Raw genomic sequence first — 20,105 nt, 5'->3', positions numbered from 1 at the left:
GTAGAAATAGTGTATAGGAAGTAAATAATGGAGTTAGCCAAAAGCGATTACGCTTTGCATACCAGTAGTAATATCTGAATTGCTAATGTTAAATTTTTCGAAACTCAACTCTGTCCGATGTTGAACTAATTTCTATGCTAGTTCGGATCTACCCCAAAGCTTGTCAGCACTAATCGCTCCCCAAACTTGCACATGAGGCTTTTGCAATACTTTGAGTAATGCCATGCAAAAAGCAAGGACTGAATCAAAGGTCTCTACAGTTTTTGGTAGTGTACCTTGTATGAGCCAAGCCAAATTCTGTAGATCCTTTCGATATAAACGTTCACATCCGTAGTGCGTTGACTTTCAAACTCCTCTAACTGCTCCTTAGTAAATAAGGTCAAAAAGAAGTTGATGTATTTATCAAACATTTGAGCAGAGACATCACTCCAGTTATGTGTGATAAAGCTCGTTAGAAAGGAACGGGCTAAATTATCATTCCAATATTTATTATATAAAGCCTCTAATGTCGGATAGTACATATGGTGGGAAAGAAAGTATGGTAGATACTTTTCCAGTTGTATTAAAGGCATGCTTGATAAATTATTTTTAAGCAAGTAACTTACTTCAGAAACTCTAACAGAATCATCTTTTATTTGTTCTGCATAATTGTCTAGTGTGGTTCTATCTATTTTATTTAATATGCTATATTTTGACAAGGCTATATCAGCCATGTGTTCACTGCATACTAACAGGAACTTTAGTGACATCTCTATGGAGAAATCAATGTCACTCACGTATTTAGATAGTATGTTAAAAATTGAGGCATTAGGGAAATCAAATGAAATATATTGTTCTCTAGTTATCGTTTGGGGATCAAGATTACCAAATGTGCTATTAAATTCGTCAATAAGCAAGCTCTTTGCTAAATCTTTTGAACCATGTTTAAAGTAGTAGTGGATGTAGTTGTGATAAATGCCTTTTAGTTCTCTATCTAGTGATTTAAAATAATCGTCTATCTTGTTTTTTAACTTTTGACTTATATCAAGAGAGTCAAGCTTTGCTAGATAAGCGATAGCATTATTTATCTCCGAAGAATTATTTCGCAAATAAGCGGACTCTACCAAGGGCATAAATTTATCAGATTTAGTGGAATTAGCGATATACCAAAATAGATTGCAATAATAAAAATCACTTGAAAAAGTTAGTTTTCTATACGCACTAATGAGCTTTTCAATATGTTCATCAGTTATTTTATTCTTGCAGATGAACTCAACGAAGCTATGCATTCCATACATATAGCTCTGGTCATTTAGTTCTTCTTGAGACTTCAGCCCTTGCTCAATAAAAAAAGTGATCTCATCATCAATATTGCAATTAAAATTAAGTGCTGTGAGGTTTTTCTTTGCCCAATATGACTTGTCATTTGAAGGTTCTGCCAATAGTTCTAGCGACTCTATCAGACATTCATTATCTATACTGTAAAGAGTTGCGACAGCATCATTAAACTCTTGCTCCTTTGATGTTTCCTGCAATATAAGTTTGATGTTAGAAATATCAGAATTATCACCAAAAATTCTCAAGGTTCTTAGGCTCATACAAACAGGAGTGGTTTGATCATTTTTCCAAGTATTCAGACGCTCTCTAGCGATCTCAGTAATAAGAGTTGGAGGACACTGAAACCAAATCTCATATTCACCTCCTGATATCTTTATAGGCATCTGTGCCTTGATCTCGTTATCTGCGAGAATGCTAATCAGTGTGTCACGGTCTCCATTGATCGCTAGCGCTCTTCGTCGCTGATATTGGTGATGAGGATCAAGTAAACCTTCACTAGATTTGAGCCGTTCAATACACTTTTGAGTCCCCAAAATACCAAGAGAATATATAGCATCACTTCTAGTTATTACTTCAAAGTTTTGTTCTAGTTCGAGTATTCTTCCTTCAACAAACTCTATAAAATCCCCGCCATATTGTTTAGCGACCTTGGTCGCTAGTGAAAGATCGCATTCGAACATAAATTCAATAAATTCTTGTTTTTCTTCATTGTTAATGAATGTGCTGCAATATAACCAAATATCATATTCAGAGTGTAGGTAGCTATTTTTATGGCTTCTCCAGTTTTTGCTTAACTCAATCGACGCTAAGTATTCTGAGATTATCTTATGAGGCGTGGAGTAAACACCATCATTGTCCTTGACATATATTTCATGCTGTTCAAGCAACTCCAAGAATGACTCAAAGCTCAACATCTTCGCTACAGATAAACCTTGATTAGTCAGCTCATTATATGTTTCCCCCAAAAGCTCCCAATAATCAGCTTCTGACAGAGAGGTTAAGCCCTTTTGAAATATGGCTTTATATGTAACAAGTGAAAAAGCTTCTTTCACTTTAAAATAGGGTAGTTTATTTACAATGAGAGATGCATTCTTGATCCTACACTTATCAAGTTTAACTTTAGAAGAAATCCAGTTTTCAATAATTTCGTTTAAATTTTCAGGCAATTTCCTACGATCTTGGTAGTATTTAATCGAGAGTGATAGAGCAAATGGAGAGAATAAAAAGTTAAATCCAACACTTCCTATTTTGTTTCTGTATAGATTACAAAATTCACTTTGCTCACTTTCTAGCATTGATTTTGAAGAAATATTTACAACATCCCGATAGGATAGAGGCTTGATCTCAAGACAGTAATCAACCTTTTCAGCAAGAGTTTCTACGGAAACACCTGTGTTTCTTGATGATAGAATAAAAGAATTATTACCAATTATTGCTGATAATTCGTCAAAAAAAGCCTGTGTATCGCTTTGAATCATTTCGTCTAATCCATCAAGAAGTAATATACATTTGTAGGGTAAACTCCTCCATGAACCATAAGAAATATCAAGTGATTGATTGATGGATTTTTCTAAGTTACCTCTAGAGTAACTTCTTAATTTTATAAGTACAGGCAAAAATTCTATATCGAATGCATCTTTAACTAGCGTACTAGCTAAGTTGATTAAAGTACTAGACTTACCGCTGCCACCCAATGATGAGAGAACGACGTTGTTTCCACTTCTCAATAGATTAGCAATGTCTTCGGTTGACAGGAAACCGTTTTCTATTGTCTCTACACGTGTGTTGCTAACCAGATTATTCGGTAGGTTACTATGGCTATACCAAAGCCCGACAAGTCGAGTTCCTTTATTAGCTACTTTTTCACAATACTCTACTGTATTAAAGTTAGGCGTAGGTGAATCTTTTAATACTCTTTCAACAGAATAGTGTTTTTCAATGATATTAGTTAGCTTATCCCATACGATTAAGAGGTTATTTGTAAAATCGGTACCAGACCAAACTATCAGTTTTTTAATGTTGTCCAAGTAGTCGGAAACTAAGGTATAACTTGATAACCCTAGCTCTTTTACTTTGTTGAGCAAACTAGGCTGAAAATCACCTTTGGAAATGATTTCTTTACACTTAGATTTAATATCTGTGTAGTTGTCCTGCCTAAGAGCTATTCTTAAATTACCAGCTACTGTTCCTGAAGTGATAATGTAGTGTTGCTCAACTGTTGAACCGTTGATTGCCGCATCTAATGCAGCTTTAATGATCTCTTTAGCCGTAAGATCCACACTCAAGCTAGTGCTTGAGTATCGTTTGCACTGTATGCAAACGATACTGTTGGTATCCAGAGTTTTTGCAACACAATCAAAACCTTGATCAGCAGCAGGCTGACGGCCACTTTGCATTTCGAGGCCGATATGCTCGCTCAAGATGATTAAGCATTGATAAGTAAAGTCTTCAAAGTCCTCAGGCGTAAGTTGATTTAATGAAAGAGCGTGGCCTTGATATAGTGGTGGCTTAGTTACTGACTTTTTCTGCATAGGAACCAACTTGAACTTTATAGATTGACTAGTTTGACCTCTTAATAAAGGCTCTTTCATATTACCAGAAGGACAGCAAATTTCACTCAAGTAGTAGAAGTAAATCAGATGGTTACTCCATCAAAATTTACTTGTTATTGTGTGCTTTTTCCAATAAACGTAACGAAGTCGCTATTGCTGGGAAGGTTGCATTCTGATGCTTGGCTAGTAGTAGATGAGTGAATTTGGCCAATAGGTAGAGGTTTGCAGTACCCCACATAATCCGTTAAATGCTAAATTAGCAAATCCACTAGCACACTTCTGTCCAGTTGTGAGCTAGAGTTTCGGCAGCACTCGATTTCGTTAAGCATGCCGACTTCAGTGTATTCCCATGCGTGGGAATGACTTGACTCACCATTTCTCTCCGTCATCATCATACGACTTCGGGTAGATACTTTCGCTTTTCTGAACAATATGCATTTCAAGATTTAGCGACGATAAGATACGAAACAATGTCTGAATGCTGGTGGTTTCTGGATTAAGTTCAAACTTAGAAACGGTGTCCTGCTTAAGTCCAACTGGATCAGCAACTTTAGTCTGAGACAGCTTTTTGTGTCTTCTTTCATCACGAAGATGTATTGCTAACTGCTTCGGCGATGTTATCAACATAACAATTCCTCGTATTTACCCGCTATCGAGGGTAGTTTTAGTTTTACCCCCAGTCAAGGGTAAAAGGCAACTTTAGCGTGTGAGAATAAGAAAACAGCCCCGATGGGGCTGTTGGTTCTAGTTTGTGTTTGCTTCTGCTTTCGCTAAGTATGCGATTAGCTTTTGAGCATCTTCTCCTGCTTTTTTCGGTTTGGGCTTATAATTGAAAGGCGTTAAAGTACTAGCGTAGGGTGCAAATCTTTTTAAGCTTGATGCATCAGAGATTGATGCAATATTTTTTCTTTTCGCTTTTATAGCTTGTAAGTTATTGCTGTCGCCGAGACTGAGTACGTAGTCATTGAACATAACAGCAGGGAACTTCGCTGCATTTAGTCTTAAAGTCATTCTGTAAAGCGCTTGATGCAGCTCTTGCGCTTCTTCAGCATTAATCTCATCTTCACTCTCTAGCTCGTCAAACATCTCTACAGCTTCATGCAGTTTCGCAGCTATTGCACAAAGAGAGTGTTTCTCTTCGTTGATAACAACACCTCGCTTTTGATGCAGCTCTTCTTTTCTATAATTCTTGTATAGCGAATTGGCTGGTTTAAAGTGAGACATGATTTCTTCAAAGTTGTGCTCAGTGATTTCGTACTTTCCTGATTTAGCTTCTTCAGTACCGAACTTTGCAATTAAGTCTTTTATTGAGCGAGGGCATGCAGGAGCTGTTATTGGTAGCTTTATTAATGTTACATGCGTTGCGTTGCCGCTCGAATTTGTTAGCTCTGGATCTCTAACAATGATGTAAAGCATCTTGCCGCTTTTGTTTTTCTGAAAGCGGGGGAGGGGAGACTTTTTCTGTTTCGCAGGAGCTGTAACGTTATCAGTTAGTTCATTATTTATTTTTTTAAAAAATACTCATATTATTATCTTTTTATTATTATATTTATTATTGTTATATTTTAATCATATCATTTAAATTTATAATATCAATCATAATGTAATTATCTATATTGAACATTATTGTTTAATTTGGTGGTTTTAAATAATAAATTATTTGTTATTTATTTTGTTAAAATAAAAAGAGAGCCTCAGCCCTCTTTTTTAAATTAATATGTATTTTCAGCGATATCTTTTGGTTTCTTCTTGATGTTTCGTCTTATGTTCTGCTTTTTGTTGTCAGCAATAACTCCTTCGTTTTTATACGCTTTTTCTATATTTTCAATGGTTTGTTCTATTGCTGGCTCTTGGTCTTCGTGTTTAGCAACTGGGGTGATTTTTAATTCCCAGTGATTTTTTTTGTTCAGTTCGAAGAAGATTAGTAGTAGATGATAGAAGAATTTACTAAGCGTTTTAGATGCAGAGTAAATGCCCTTTTCTTGTTCGTAAATTGTGTGAACGAAAGCTTTGTTGCGTTTGTTGATGCGCTTACCGTGGTACAGCCAAAAATCAATCGCATTTTCTATCTCTTTTTGATACTGCTTTCTGCATGAGATAATGAAGCAGTTAAACATGTGCTTATCCCATTCTTCAGCTTGCTTCTTTACTTTATTGGCATGTGCTTCAGCATCTCTTCTTACTGTTTCAAATCTTTGCTCTGCAAAATCTTTTTGCGATTCAAATATTTCTCTGATTTCGAAATTTTCAAATTGTGAATTGTCATAGCTACTTACAATGTTTGCATCACTTACTAGAACACCAGATTTTATCAAGCCGCCGAGAGTGAACTTGTTACCGCTCCTGAGCTTAGAAGCGGGTATGATGAAGTCATTGTATTTGTAAACAAGACCAACGAATTTTTCGTTGCTTCTGTCTTCTTTAAGTATTATCTCAACGCCGTTCTTTAGCAGTGCTATTTGATAAAGAGCTAAGCTCGACTTAGTGGTGTGCTCATCGCTTACACCTAGTTTCTTGAGCATGTTTGCTCTGGATTGCACGAGCATCGGTAGCTCTTTAATGCTTGATTCAACTAAGCGTCTCATCATCAACTTAACTGAGTGAGAGTACTTGTCAGAAGTGACTGCTTCGCCTTTTGCTAGTACTGATGCTGAGTTTTCTAGCTGTCTTAATCCGTACTCTTTTTCTTGTTCGCGCATGATTTCTTGAGCAGCTTCTACAGCCATCCAATTTGATATCACTTTGTTTGTTTCCAGATCTTGTGTTGATGCTGTTATGTGTACGTGTTGAGAATCAGTATCTTCGTGTCTAAATGCGATGTAGCGTGCGTTTTTGTAACCAAGACGATTCATAGTCTTTCTTACTGTTTTACGCCACTGCTTGTCTGTGAGGTACTCTCCTTCGTCTATAGAGATGACAAAGTGGCGGAAAGGGTGCTTGACTATCGGGTTGTGCTTATAGCTGCTTTGCAGTTCAGTGATAGCATCGTGCCAGTCCGCACCAGTGGCTAGTTCTCCCATGCTGACTGGGATAGATTCGATTTCGTTAGCGCAGATGAAGAATGAGTGTCCTTCTGATGCAGGAGCATGTTTTGTTTTACCTGCGCCGTACTTCACGAGGTTGTCTGCGTCTTTTTGTTTAGCGCCGTACTCAACGAGGTTCTGTGCGTCCCTGGCTGTCTGTTGACTTCTTGTGCATTCTAATTCTGTAAATACCATTTATTGTCTCTTTATTATTATCGTTAGTGAGAAAGGATAGGAAAGGTAGATAAACCCTCCTTCAAAATAAGGAGGGAATTTAGGCTTTATAATTCAGCTTCTTCTAGTATCTTTTGTTTGCATATCTCATCTAACTGACGCGAAGATAAGTATTTAAAAGCTAGTATTTTAGCTGTTGCTGATGAGTGAGAATCTATTGCTAGCTTGCGTGTAGCGTCAACGCTCTTCTTAAGCTCTTTAATGCATTTACTTAGTTTAGCGATCTTAGCGCTGTCAGCATCTTCAATGTCTTCTGAAAGTACCTGTAGTGCTTTTGATAACTCTTTAGTTTCTTTAAAGTAGTTTGAATACGCTTCGCTATTGTTTGGTCGTGGTTCGACTTGATTTAAAGCTACGTCTCTAAGAAAAGCGGCGTTAGATCGGTAGTTGTAACTTTTCTTGTTAGCGATGAAGCGCTCGTGCTGTTCTGCTGTTATATGTGTTTTTAATGCAATATTGTATAAGTCTTTAGTTTCTTTGCGCTCTTCTTTGAATCCGTTTTTCACTGCATCGAGGATGCGAAGTGATTCAGTAACAACATCATCGTTAAAGCTATCTGCATTATTTTTAGCGTAAATACTTTTTACTATGAAGTTGCAAAAATGCGCATGAGAACTAAATGTAATTTTTGATGTGTTTGAAAATTGCGGAAGTAAAGACGGTACAATAAATTGTAATTCTTCTAAGTTGTAGTCTGTTTGCTCGATAAGCGCCATTAGCTTATCTTTATTTTCTCTTTTTGTGTTAGCTACTACTTCTCTTATTATTTTATTTAAGTCTTCTTTTTCTGAAAGCTTCATTTTATTATTTCTCTTTTTATTATTATTTTATTTTTATTATCTGTAGAGCAACAGCGTGCGACTTAGCGATAACTGCGAAGCATGTTAGCGCAACCGACTAGCAGGAGGCTAAAACTACAAGCTTCGCTATTTGGAACAAATAGGGAAGAGCAGTATCCGCTTGTTAATTTCTTTTTTCTTATATTATAACCATAAATACTATGAAATTATAATTTATTTTTATTCTTCACTGTATATAACCAGGGTTTAATTTGTTGGTTGTTTTAAAAGCTATCGCACTAATAAATATAAATATTTAGATTGTTTAATATGATGAAAGGTGATTTGTTTTAAATTTTCAAATAACAAAGTAGATGCTATTTATATTTTTCACGCACTATTTAGTATGCTATTTATTTTTTGTAAATTAAATTGTTTTTCTTATGGGTGTCTATATTTTATGGTTTAATTTTTGGTTGAATATAGGTATAAAAATCATAATTTTTAATGTTATCTTGATAAGATAATAATAAGTTTATTAACCGAGGCCTAATATGTTATTGGTTTGTTTATATGTTGAATCGTCTGTGTTGTTGGAGTTCTTTTCCTTATTGTAAACTTTTCTCGTTTAGACACATACATAGAAGAATCAGCCAGTTCAATCATATCCTGACTGGTTTTAGTTGGGTTATCAGAGTGCTTGTCGTATAAATAATATCCTGTTGAAACTGTAACTTTGATTTTTTGTGCATTGAAGCTCAGTGGGTTGGTTTGTTTAAGTAATTCATCTAGTGCCAAGCACCATTCATGTACTTGACTTTCTGTGTAATTTGGTAAGATCGCAATAAATTCGTCTCCTCCTAGACGGGATATGCAGTGTGCAGGCTTTTCTAATAATTTTAAAGTTGAACCAAAGAGTTTCAACGCCTCATCACCTAAGATATGACCACCATAATCATTGATTAATTTTAAATTATCCATATCCATAAATACTACTGCTATAGTATGAATCTCATTGTTTTTCAAAGACGAATCTATAGCGTTCAGGGCAGCTTCACGGCTCTTAAGCTTTGTTAGATAATCATGATTAAGTCGTGATTCAAGTTGCGTGATTTTTTGCATAAGTTCTTTGTTTTTCTGCTCTAAATGAAAAATCGTTTCTTGCAGTGTTTTCTCGTAGCGAGAGTTAACTCTGTCTTCGTGTCTCTCAATAGAATCAAATACCATCATTCACCCAACATCAGTTTTAACACAGGCGTTGAGAATACATAGTACTACGTCGTAATGTGTCGTATTTGTTTTGCTTATTATCCAACAGAAGTATCAATAACAGATTTTAATTTGCATAGAGAGCTGATCTAAACCTGAGCTATGTGGAGGTGATTCTTATTGTAATCCATATCGAGATATTGATTGATTTGCGTTCATGTAACTTTTTCTGTCTTCGTTTGTTGACCATTACGCCTAATGATAGTTCAAGAGGTAAATTCGCTTGTGGTTTAATAACGTATTGATACGTGTTGAATACTGAAGAATAGACAGTCTATCTGCTTAGAAAGGGCGATATCTTTTAGGGGGACTTTATCAACCTTGAGCTTGTCATCTGCGGTCAGTACTTTTGGTGGAGAGCAATCTTCGGGGCTTCAGCATCTAGCAGTTTCTCAACCAGTAACTTTTTGAGTCTGGCATTTCCTCTTTTAGTGCTTTTAGACGAGCTTCAGAGGGCATCCAGTGCAGCGTATGTAAACCATCCTAGATTCAAAGCCTGCCGCAAAGCGCTCGGGCTGAAATACCTTCTTTCGCTCCCTTTAAAATGGCAATGGTTTGCTTTTCATTTAGCGTTTTTTTGGATATATGCACATTGCTCGATATTAACTGAATTAGATTAAGGGGACCTGGCCAGGTTATATACGACACATTATGTCAGAAGTTGATGTACTCTTCATTTTGTTGAATTGCCAGGCGAAGTGGCGAACTCATAGTTGCATAAAAAGAACAAAAAGCGTATTAATATTTAGAATTATAAATAAAAAAATCAATGTGTTGTATGAAATTTATCCGTTTCACGCGTAGTGTTCACGAACTTCACAATGAGTCGGATATCTTTTGAATCATCATATTCTATACAAGTTGGATCAGATGGCTAAGCGAGCAAGCACCCAAGAATCTTTAGTAATTGCGTTTGAAATTTTGAAGCGTATTCCTAAATTTCATCAAACTACAGCAAAAGAACTACATGAACAACTGTGTCAAATAGGTTTAGTACGTGATTTGCGAAGTGTCCAACGGACGTTGGAGATGCTTTGCGAACATTTTGATATTGTGCGCGATGATCGTAGTAAGCCATATGGTTATCGGTGGGATAGAAACAGTGAAAGTCTGGCGTTACAAAACCTAACACCTCAAGAAGCGCTACTGTTGGCATTGTCCCAAGAGTATTTGACGCATCTTCTACCAGCTAACTTACTTTCGTCACTTGATGGGTTCTTCCAAGAAGCTAAATACCAACTTAATCCTAGCTTAATCAATAGTAAGGAGCGTCAGTGGTTAAAAAAAGTTGCTGTTGTTAGTGAAACTCAACCTTTACTTCCACCTAAAATTGACTCCTGTGTTTTTCAAGAAATTAGCAACGCGCTTTATCATAATCGTCTATTAAACATCGAGTACTATAATGCTCGACAAGAACATAAGTCAGGAATAGTGATGCCCTTGGGGTTAGCGCAACAAGGGCATAGACTTTACCTTGTTTGTCGTTTTGATGGATATGATAATGAGCGTAGTTTAGCCATTCATAGAATTACAAAAGCGGCTAGTTCGACGTTCACATTTGAGCGCCCCAAAACATTCAAGCTAAGTCAGTATGATGCTGATGGCAGGTTTCGTTTTGGTGAAGGGGAGAAGTGCTCTCTGTCGTTCTCTATCACAAAGGAAGCTGGTTTCCATCTTACCGAAACACCATTGTCCACAGATCAAACTATTACTGAGTCAGACAAACATTATAACGTGTTTGCGACAGTAGTTCGTTCGAAGCAACTCCAGCATTGGTTAGATGGCTTCAATGAAAATATTTGGGATGTGTGCTTAACAAGTATCGATAACTAATCTGTTAACTGTTTAAAAAACTAAAACGAGAACAAATATGAATACTAAACTTGTATCTCAATGGGGATTAACTCCTGAACTGTCAGAAAAGCTAGGTTTATTCGATGAAACTGATCGAACATTTCAGGCAATTTTGAAAAGAGATATAGAACTGTTTCTAAAGAAAGCAAAGTCTTTTAGTCCTATACTCGAACTACTCAATCGCTGCTACAAGTCTGTTCAGAACGAAATGTCAGCAGAACGCTGGGTCAGTTTAGATAATGACATATATTTTGATAAGTCGGTACTTGGCTTTTGGTTTATAAAGTCAGAGCCGTCTTTCTTTAAGGATTATGATGCAGGGACAGAATTAAGTTATGTTGAAGATGACATAAACAACATAATTTTAGATCCAATCAATGAGTGGTCAATCCCAAACAAAGAAGAGTTGTTAAGTCTAACTACTCTAAGTAGTGTTCCGTTTGAAACATTTAATGGTAGGCCATATCAATATAACCGCGCATTGTATGATCTTAATGATCATGTCTCGGGTTTTCTGTGTGATCATAATAAGCTCCATGAGTGTGCGTTTGGAATGCCAATTCCATTCCTATCGTCTGATGTTAAAGCAATGACTAATAGAGAACTATTTATTGAGATTCTCAAGCGCGGCTTTAAGTTCGTAGAGCTTAAAAATAATGAAGATTATCTAACCCTATTAAAGATATTCCATCTTGGAGATAAGAGCCTTTTCAGTAAGTATACAAATATTGCTGATGAAGTAATAGGTAGGGCAGTAACGCAGAAGGTAGTTAATTCGCTTCTTATTGAAGATACAATACGGGCTGATATTAGCCCTTACCATAAGAAAATCCTTGATGATACCGAGTTGGGTCATTGGTCATTGTGGCAAGATGAAATAGATACTAGTGCTTCTATTACCGTCGATTTACCAACCAAGCTAGTTGCACGAGATCCAAAAACAAGCATTAATGATGGTGTGGTATCAATTGACTTCGGTACAAAAAGCACAGTAGTTGTATATCAGAAAGATAACATCAATATTCACCCGATGCGTATTGGTACTGGTGACCTTAGTAAAGAGATTGCTTCTCATCACTATGAAAACCCAACCATCATGGAGTTTATCAATCTAGAGTCCTTTACGAGTGCCTATAACGCTAAAGCAAACAAACCTTATACACGTTGGAAAGATCTAACAATATCTCACACTGCACAAAACTCCATGCAAGGTAGTGAGTCAAGCAAATTCAACACGTTCTTAGATGAAATTAAGCAGTGGGCGGGTGATAAAAATAGAAAACTCAAGATCGTAGGTCAGAATGGAAAGGTTATCGATTTACCTCCATTTCTTGAGTTAAAAGATGGTGATTTCAACCCAATTGAAATCTATGCCTATTACCTAGGTTTGTATATTAATAACCTCAATAACGGTATCTTCATGGATTACATTCTCTCTTTCCCTGTCACGTATGAAATGCCAATCCGTGACAAGATTATCGAGAGTTTTGAAAAAGGCCTTAAGAAGTCGCTTCCTGCTGAACTTGGCGAAGGAACGATTAACCAGGTCACTGTGACTAAAGGTGCAAGTGAACCTGCTGCTTATGCATTGACTGCTTTACAACAGTACGGTTTTGATCCAGAAGGTGATGAGCGTGTGTTTTATGGCGTATTTGATTTCGGTGGTGGCACGACAGACTTTGATTTTGGCATCTACAGCGAACCAACAGATCGCAAAGATAAAAGACGCTTTGACTACGTGATTGAACACTTTGGTGCGGGTGGTGACAAGTTCTTAGGAGGAGAAAACCTATTGGAGCTTCTTGCTTTTGAAGTATTTAAAAAGAACAAGAGCGCTCTGCTTGAAAAAGGCATTCAGTTTGAAAAACATCCAGAAAGAGATGCGTTTGCAGGCAGTGAGCAGCTCCTAAGTAACTCCCAAGAAGCAAGAATGAACACCAAGCAACTTTGTATTGCTTTACGTCCATTCTGGGAAGAGCATGAGGACTTTTCATTCGATGCGTCTGGTGAGCTTTCAGTGACGTTGACAGATATTAATGGTGTTCGACACTCTGCTTTTGCTCTAGATATTGATTTAGAAGAGCTGAATCAAATCTTGTCAGATCGTATTGAACGAGGAGTTGAGAATTTCTTTGATGCGTTACGCTTGGCATTTAGTAACAGTCGGCTTACATTAACAGATATCGATAATGTGAAAATTTTCCTTGCTGGTAATTCTAGTCAGTCAAGCTTTGTAAATACTCTATTTAAAAAACATATAGCTATACAGCACCAAGACATGGGCGTATCTGAAGATGAAAGCCGTTTTGAGTTGTTTGCTCCTTTAGGGACTGATAAGAATGATGTTGAGAAGCCTACGGGTAAAACTGGCGTTGCATTTGGTCTTATCGAGTCTCGTGATGGTGGCAGCGTAAAAGTTGTCGATCATAACATTGCAGATGAAGATGTTCGCTTCAAATACTACCTGGGTGAAAGTCGTAAGAAAAAATTCAAGCCTCTAATCGATAGAGAGATGAAGTTAAATCAGTGGTATGACTTCATAGATGCTTATTATGACACGTTTGAAATCTTCTTTACGGAACAGCCAAGTTCAAGCACTGGTCAGATGTCGATAGGTGACAGTAGCATTAAAAAGAAAGTAGTTAAGCTTGATGTAACGAATGAAGAAGCTCTTGTTTATATTAAGTTAGTATCACCAACCGCAATCGAGTATGTCGTGGCAAATGAAGCAGATATTGTTAAAGAGCAATACCTAAACGAAATTCAACGTATTGAGCTATAAGGTAAAAGAATGATTGTTCCTCCGACCCTGATCCCAAGTATTATTACAACAATTACCAAGATTGCATCTAGCATTGGTCCCATGATTGCCAAGTATGCCCCGATGGTCATTGAAGTTGTTGGTAAAAACTTGCCGAAAGTTGTAAATACAGTAGAGGCCATCAGCCTGGTGGCTGATGTATTAAAACCTAACGAACGTGCAGACGAGCTTGGCGCGAAGGCAATGGCAGCGGAAAAGACGCCAGAAGATTTCGAACAGATCAATGATTACATCGATTATTTGCGAAATGATGTAATCATTGATGAAGAAAACCTTAGCACTGATGCTGTTGATGTAATAACACGTCAAGCTGTTGGTGTTGCAATTGCCGTAAAAGGTATGGAGCAAGCATTGGAAGCAGATGTTTCGATTCCATTCTTAAACGCTATCAGTGAGCTTGATATCGATCCGACAGTCGTTATTGCCCTTGTGAAATCTTATGAATCAAGTGGTTTAAATTCAGATGATGTTCAAAAGTATTTGGGTAATTCTTTGAGTATTGAGGATACTCACCGACATAGTAATGTATTCGTTAATGCTTATCAGACTGCCAATCCAACGATGAGTGTGGAAGAAGCAGAAGATGCTGTAATGGATTTACGCTAAGGATTTATGATGTCAGACAAAGCGTTAGCAGAACTAATTCGAACAGCAGAGCATAAAGTTGAATCCAGAGAATACTTAGAGAAACCAACCTGGCTTAATGACCATGACTTTACTTTATATCACATAAAAGAAGTCACCTTTGATGAAGACTCGCCGAGAAAAGAAGCGTTTGAGAATGTATTGAGTTCACTCAGCATTGAAGGGGTTATATTCATCTATGTTCTGTTAAGTGATGGTAAAAAGGTCAATTTCTTATTTGGTATAGCTAAGGATAAAAAATACAAAGGTGAATTAGTTCTTGATGTTGATGATATAGGCGAATCAATTCTAAAGCCCTCACTCGAAGGTAACTTTAGAGGTAGTGTTGTAAGGCGCCTAGATAAAGTAGAGCGTGTCGTAGTAAAAAGCACCATAGAGTCGTATGCTCATATAGCAAAGTTAGACGGAGTACCGAGTGTTCATGAAGATAATGAACAATTCCAAGGGGTTGACCGCCTAGTTGATATTATGAATGGTGATAATTTCTGCTTGATGGTAATGGCAGATCCTCTATCTCTACGAGAAATCAATCAGATAGAGAGCCAGTTATATAGTATTTACAACAAGCTTTTGCCTCTATCGAAAAAAAGTGTTCAGGATGGCGATAATTTTTCAACGACTCAAGGCACGTCGGAAGGATCAACTGACACTACCTCAACAGGGGAAAATGACGGAATTAGTATTACTAAGAATACAGGGAAATCAGTAACAATAACTACTGGAACAAACAAAACTGGTAGCAGCGAGCAAACCTCACGAAGCGCTGCTGAAATTGACCATCATAAACATCAAAATGGTTCTGAAGCGAAAACTAAAGGGACAACGACTTCAAAATCAATTGCTAAAAATGTGGGTAGCAATACATCAAATCAAAAAGGCAGGTCATCAAGCGAGTCACGAGAGTATGGTGATAAATCAATACAAGAATGGCTTACCTATATTGATGAGGTATTATTGAAACGCGTACAGGTTGGAAAAAATAAAGGCCTTTATTTATCTAATGTTTACCTTTTTTCTGACTCGATAGCAAGTGTACTAAAACTTGGGAATACAGCTCGATCTATATTTTCTGGTGAGGACATAAATAAATCACCTTTAACGTTTAAGAACGTAGCCAATCCAAATGAGCTAAATGCAGTAAAGAATTTCCAATTCCCCATGCTTAAAAAAAATTATAAGGATTCGCTTGATGGAAGTATTAGCAATGAACAGCAACTAGATTTACTTTTTTCTAGAAAGCCATTTAATCGTTATTTGTGTAATTGGTTGTCAACTAATGAGTTGAGTGTAGTTGCAGGTTTGCCTCAAAAAGAGATAGTCGGCTTAACACTGAAAGAAGAAGTCGAGTTTGGTTTGAATGTGAGTTCAGAGATCGAAAATGAAAACCAACTCTATCTAGGTAATCTAGTGAAAAGTGGTTTACATCAAAATATCGATGTCAATATAGACAAGAGAGAGCTTGATAAGCACACCTTTATCGCTGGAGTTACGGGTAGTGGTAAGACAACGACTTGTCATCGTTTACTTGAGTCAGCAAAAATGCCATTCTTGGTAATAGAACCTGCAAAAACAGAGTATCGGGTATTAACCAAGAAGAACAAAAACATTCTTATTTTTACTCTTGGTAACGATAATATTGCCCCCTTCAGGTTGAATCCTTTTGAGTTTTTTCCGCACGAAAACATTACTTCTCGTGTTGATATGATCAAAGCAAGTATCGAATCTGCTTTTGATATGGAAGCGGCAATACCTCAGTTAATAGAAACTTCAATCTATAGAAGCTACGAGAATAAAGGTTGGAATATTGCGACGTCTAAGAACAAGCGATTTGATGATCCGTTCGCTCCAGGTGTTTATGCGTTCCCTACCTTGAGCGACCTGATTGCTATGACTGAACAAGTCGTTATGGAACAGGGATTTGATGACAGGCTGAAACAAGATTATATAGGCTCCATTAAGGCTAGATTGCAAGGTTTACTTATTGGTTCAAAAGGGCTAATGCTAGATACCCCTCGCTCTATTAACTTTAAAGACTTAGCGACTAAAAATGTGATTTTAGAGCTTGAAGAAATTCGCAATCCAAGTGAAAAGTCGCTTGTTATGGGTTTTGTGCTAGCTAACTTAAATGAAGCGATTAGAGCTAATTATTATGAGTATCAGAGTGAAGGAAAGAAGTTCCGTCACATTACTTTGATCGAAGAAGCGCACCGATTGTTATCGAAATTTGAACCAGGAGATAGCCAGAATAAGAAACAAGGTGTTGAAGCGTTTGCCGATATGTTGGCAGAGGTTCGTAAGTATGGTGAATCACTCATTATCGTAGACCAAATTCCAAATAAACTCACACCAGAAGTGTTAAAAAATACCAACACAAAGATCATTCATAAGCTTTTCGCAAAAGATGACAAAGAAGCTGTGGGTAATACGATGGCTCTTTCTGATGAACAGAAAGACTTTCTATCCAACCTTGAACCTGGCCGAGTGATATTATCCAGTTCAGGTATGAGCAAACCGCTTCAAGTTCAGATCAAAGAACTTGTTAGTACGACCAATGAAAAAGATGTGTCTCCTAGTGACATTAGTCAACTTGCTCTTGCTTACTATGCAAAGAATTATAAGTCAGGTTTAATTCAGGGCTTAGAGCTATTAGAAGAGGAGCCTTCTACTGATGACGTGGAAAAGTTTCTTCATGGTGAAATTGCAGAAGCCTGGTATGACACGTTAGGCAAAGAAAAAGATAGACGCAGACTTATTCAATGTTTGGAGAAGTTTGGCTGGGAGTTTATGTATCAATATATTTCTTTATGTTGCTATAACCCAAGTAGTGCAAAAGATAAAGAGACCCGAGAAGGTACATTGTATGACTTCCTCTCATGCTTAAATGAAGATAGCGAAACTCGCATTTCAATGTATCAGCGAGATGAATTCAGAAAAGATATCAAAGTGAGAGGCTAGGAATTATGGGTTTTTGGAGTAGCGTGAGCAGTTTTGTAAGTAGTGCCTGTAGTGCAATTGGTGATGCTGTATCGAAAATAGGCTCAGGGATTGCCAATGTTGCGGCATCTATTGCTAGCTTAGGGGTCAACCTGGCTGAAAAAGTAGGAGAGGCGGTAAAAAATGTGGGTATTTCTCTAGGTATTATCCGTCCTGAAGAGAACATGGAAGAACTTGGTGAGAAAGCAATGCTGAGTGAGAAGACTCCCGATGATTTTGCCTCAATAAGTGAATATATCGACCACTTAAGAAATGATGTGGTGATTGACAAAGAAAAATTCGACAACCTTAGTGATGCCGAGAAATTGGCGAGATCATCTATTGGTGCTTCTATCACCTTAAAAGGTATTAATGAGAAACTTGATACTGTTGTAAGTCCATCATTTATGGCAACAGTTGCCGCACTAGATTTAGAAGCGAAAGAAATTATTGGTACGATTAAGGCGTATAAAGAGAAAAACCTCAATACTGATGACTACAGCTTGTATTTAAAAGATGAGTTGAGCATTGATGAGAGCCATAAGCATGCCAGCGCCCTAGTTGAAGCATATCAAAAACTTGAGCCTGAGCTTACGACTGAACAAATCGAAGACAAGGTTATGGAGTTAAAATTTTAAATGTCTGACTTTATCATTCAGGCAAAGAAGAATCGAGTTCAAGCAAACCGAGTGATTGGCGGTGAGCTTGAACCTATTTTATTTGCTGGTGAAATGGCTGTTCCTCAAGAAAACTTCTGGGATATTTTCAAGAATAAGATTGAGTACGTTGATAATGAAACCTTAGCTTTAGTGATTATTTCGGACGATAAGAGCTTCCAGGTTGACTCTGATATAAGTATTTCAGATAGCTTTGTTAACTCTGTAAAAGAAATTGGTTGGCTTACAGAAGAGTTAATCTTTCCTGGGGCTGCTGTAGCAAGTTATCCCCAAATTGAAACACCAATTCCATATACTGCACCTATAAAAGCCGTTGACACATCGGAGATGGAGGAACTCTCAGATGGAACGAGCCTTCAAGCTTTCTATCGAAAAAAAACCAGAGATTACGGACGTAGGTAAGTGCTATGGATATTAATATTCAAACCTTATTAAAGGCTCTGGATGATGAAAAAGTGCGAGCAAAGGTGCGTGAGATAGTTGTTGAAAAAAATGATTGCGTAGAGCCACCGTTAGAAACTGAACAAGTATCCAGTTTTGATGATTCTGAATTAGAGTGTGTGAAAGAGAGCCTACAAAAGGTTGAGAGTGAGAACGAAGACTTGAAACAATTTATTGATAAGTTAAAGTCTTTGCTTTGTATGGAGAAAGAAGCTAAAGAAAAGGCTGGAGTTAGGGTTGAGCAACTTTCTGAACAAAATGGGGATAAGGATCTGTTGGTTGTGAAACTACAGGCTGATCTTAAACTACTAGCAGAGACGAAGAATCAGTTACAGAATGATGTGACCGAGTTAAACCAGAAGCTTGAGTATTACAGAAATAATTTCCGTGATGATCTACAAGTTCTCGAGTTATATAGCCGATTGTCAGAGCAAACACTTCAGTCTTTATCTGGAATCTTTAAAGATACAACAGTTCAAGGTTTGATTTCTTGTGGGATTCAAGAGAAAAATATTTCTAATCTATGGGATTATGCGAAGAGTGAAACAGTCAACGGAAATAATGGTGATATAGCTAATGTGATTTCGCTATTCAATCTGTTATTTAAGCGTTTTACCTTAGCTTATCCTATGTTCGCACTTCAAGAGGTTAGCTCTGGGGACTCGTTTGACACTCAGTGTCACATAAAACATAGCTCTAGCCACAACACAAGTGGCTCTATCACCCAGATTATGCTTCATGGTTACGTTAATACCAAGACAGGTAAAGTTATTAAACCATCTGTCGTGAAGTTGTAGCTTTAGCTGGATGTTCAGAAATAGAAAAGCGACATTCATAGAATGTCGCTTCGATCTATATTATTGCTCAGTAATAAACGGATAAACAGGGTCACCCCATAGCTCACTACTACCATCCATCATAATCTTGATGATAACTGGTAGAACCTTTTCCAAGAGCACGGTGCAATCTCTTAATTGCTGTCTATTCGCAGAGCTGCTATAAGTCGCACCACCGTGAATTATTTGATTACGCAGCGTGTAAAGGCGTGAGAATACGATAGAAAGCACTGACGCTGTGTTGTTATGCCCAAGTGCTGTATTAGCTGCGACCTTAGCTTTACTGCGAGCTTCTTTCCATTCTTGTTCACTAATGCGTCCCGCATGGTAGCTCCAATAGCTTTCAAGAATAAACTCGTTATCGAGCAGTGCTCGTATTACACCTGAGTAGTTTTGCCAGACAATTTCAGCTAACAAGTTATCAGAATCTAGTTCAACAAGGCGAGATAAAAACTCTTGGTACAAGCCACGCTCACCGTAGTTTGCTTTTTGTTCAAAATCTTGAGCGTAAGCTGAGTTGAAAGCTATCCAAAGGAAAGTAAATGTAGAATCATCATCTTCACATGCTTCCGCTTTCTTTAGCCAACTTAGAGAGCGATGCACACGAGTAGAAAGTGATTGCGAATAGCTATTTCGCTCACGACGGTGACGTTCTTTTAACGTATTAAAAGTAAGCATTTGTTC

At 37.3% G+C, this 20,105-nt stretch carries 14 protein-coding genes; 7 read left to right on the top strand and 7 right to left on the bottom strand.

The genetic code is table 11. The features are described 5' to 3' along the window. Positions 1 to 254: 254 nt before the first annotated feature. From R7Q46_RS00380 to R7Q46_RS00355, 6 genes are all read right to left on the bottom strand, one after another. Positions 255 to 3,908 (bottom strand): hypothetical protein, encoded by a 3,654-nt coding sequence (locus tag R7Q46_RS00380; RefSeq protein ID WP_318077201.1) that lies wholly within the window; start codon positions 3,906 to 3,908, stop codon positions 255 to 257. A 330-nt stretch (positions 3,909 to 4,238) separates the two neighbouring features. After that, positions 4,239 to 4,496, bottom strand: a complete 258-nt coding sequence (locus tag R7Q46_RS00375; RefSeq protein ID WP_031778283.1) for a helix-turn-helix domain-containing protein — start codon at positions 4,494 to 4,496, stop codon at positions 4,239 to 4,241. Positions 4,497 to 4,613: 117 nt separating this feature from the next. Next, entirely contained in the window at positions 4,614 to 5,285 is a 672-nt protein-coding gene (locus tag R7Q46_RS00370; RefSeq protein WP_318077200.1) for a hypothetical protein, read from the bottom strand. Between the two features lie 296 nt (positions 5,286 to 5,581). Next, positions 5,582 to 7,087 carry a relaxase/mobilization nuclease domain-containing protein gene (locus R7Q46_RS00365; protein WP_318077199.1) on the bottom strand — a complete coding sequence of 502 codons (1,506 nt, stop codon included), beginning with the start codon at positions 7,085 to 7,087 and terminating at the stop codon, positions 5,582 to 5,584. Between the two features lie 86 nt (positions 7,088 to 7,173). Further along, a complete protein-coding gene (locus tag R7Q46_RS00360) occupies positions 7,174 to 7,926 on the bottom strand; it encodes a chromosome partitioning protein ParA (RefSeq protein ID WP_318077198.1) in 753 nt (250 codons plus the stop codon). A 528-nt stretch (positions 7,927 to 8,454) separates the two neighbouring features. Then, entirely contained in the window at positions 8,455 to 9,135 is a 681-nt protein-coding gene (locus R7Q46_RS00355) for a GGDEF domain-containing protein (protein WP_318077197.1), read from the bottom strand. A 909-nt stretch (positions 9,136 to 10,044) separates the two neighbouring features. Between R7Q46_RS00355 and R7Q46_RS00350 the strand changes: the two genes are divergently transcribed. The 7 genes from R7Q46_RS00350 to R7Q46_RS00320 are packed head-to-tail and all read left to right on the top strand — an operon-like array spanning position 10,045 to position 19,382. Next, positions 10,045 to 11,007: a helix-turn-helix transcriptional regulator gene (locus tag R7Q46_RS00350; RefSeq protein WP_318077196.1), complete on the top strand. Its 963-nt coding sequence runs from the start codon at positions 10,045 to 10,047 to the stop codon at positions 11,005 to 11,007. A 37-nt stretch (positions 11,008 to 11,044) separates the two neighbouring features. Beyond that, positions 11,045 to 13,810: a molecular chaperone DnaK gene (locus tag R7Q46_RS00345; RefSeq protein WP_318077195.1), complete on the top strand. Its 2,766-nt coding sequence runs from the start codon at positions 11,045 to 11,047 to the stop codon at positions 13,808 to 13,810. 9 nt (positions 13,811 to 13,819) lie between these two features. Then, positions 13,820 to 14,455, top strand: coding sequence for a hypothetical protein (locus tag R7Q46_RS00340; protein WP_080936791.1), 636 nt, complete (start codon positions 13,820 to 13,822; stop codon positions 14,453 to 14,455). A gap of 6 nt (positions 14,456 to 14,461) precedes the next feature. Further along, complete coding sequence (locus R7Q46_RS00335; protein WP_240312159.1) at positions 14,462 to 17,449, top strand: ATP-binding protein; 2,988 nt, start codon at positions 14,462 to 14,464, stop codon at positions 17,447 to 17,449. Positions 17,450 to 17,454: 5 nt separating this feature from the next. After that, positions 17,455 to 18,105 (top strand): hypothetical protein, encoded by a 651-nt coding sequence (locus R7Q46_RS00330; RefSeq protein ID WP_046875437.1) that lies wholly within the window; start codon positions 17,455 to 17,457, stop codon positions 18,103 to 18,105. Beyond that, a complete protein-coding gene (locus R7Q46_RS00325) occupies positions 18,106 to 18,546 on the top strand; it encodes a hypothetical protein (RefSeq protein ID WP_046875438.1) in 441 nt (146 codons plus the stop codon). 5 nt (positions 18,547 to 18,551) lie between these two features. Beyond that, a complete protein-coding gene (locus R7Q46_RS00320) occupies positions 18,552 to 19,382 on the top strand; it encodes a hypothetical protein (protein WP_046875439.1) in 831 nt (276 codons plus the stop codon). A 60-nt stretch (positions 19,383 to 19,442) separates the two neighbouring features. Here the strand turns inward: R7Q46_RS00320 and R7Q46_RS00315 are convergent, their stop codons facing one another. Further along, a complete protein-coding gene (locus R7Q46_RS00315; protein ID WP_025499129.1) occupies positions 19,443 to 20,099 on the bottom strand; it encodes a HEPN domain-containing protein in 657 nt (218 codons plus the stop codon). Positions 20,100 to 20,105: the final 6 nt, after the last annotated feature.

The sequence above is a fragment of the Vibrio sp. 811 genome (genome assembly GCF_033339195.1).
Note: the sequence above shows the minus strand (reverse complement) of the source record. Positions and strands in the feature narration are given on the sequence as shown.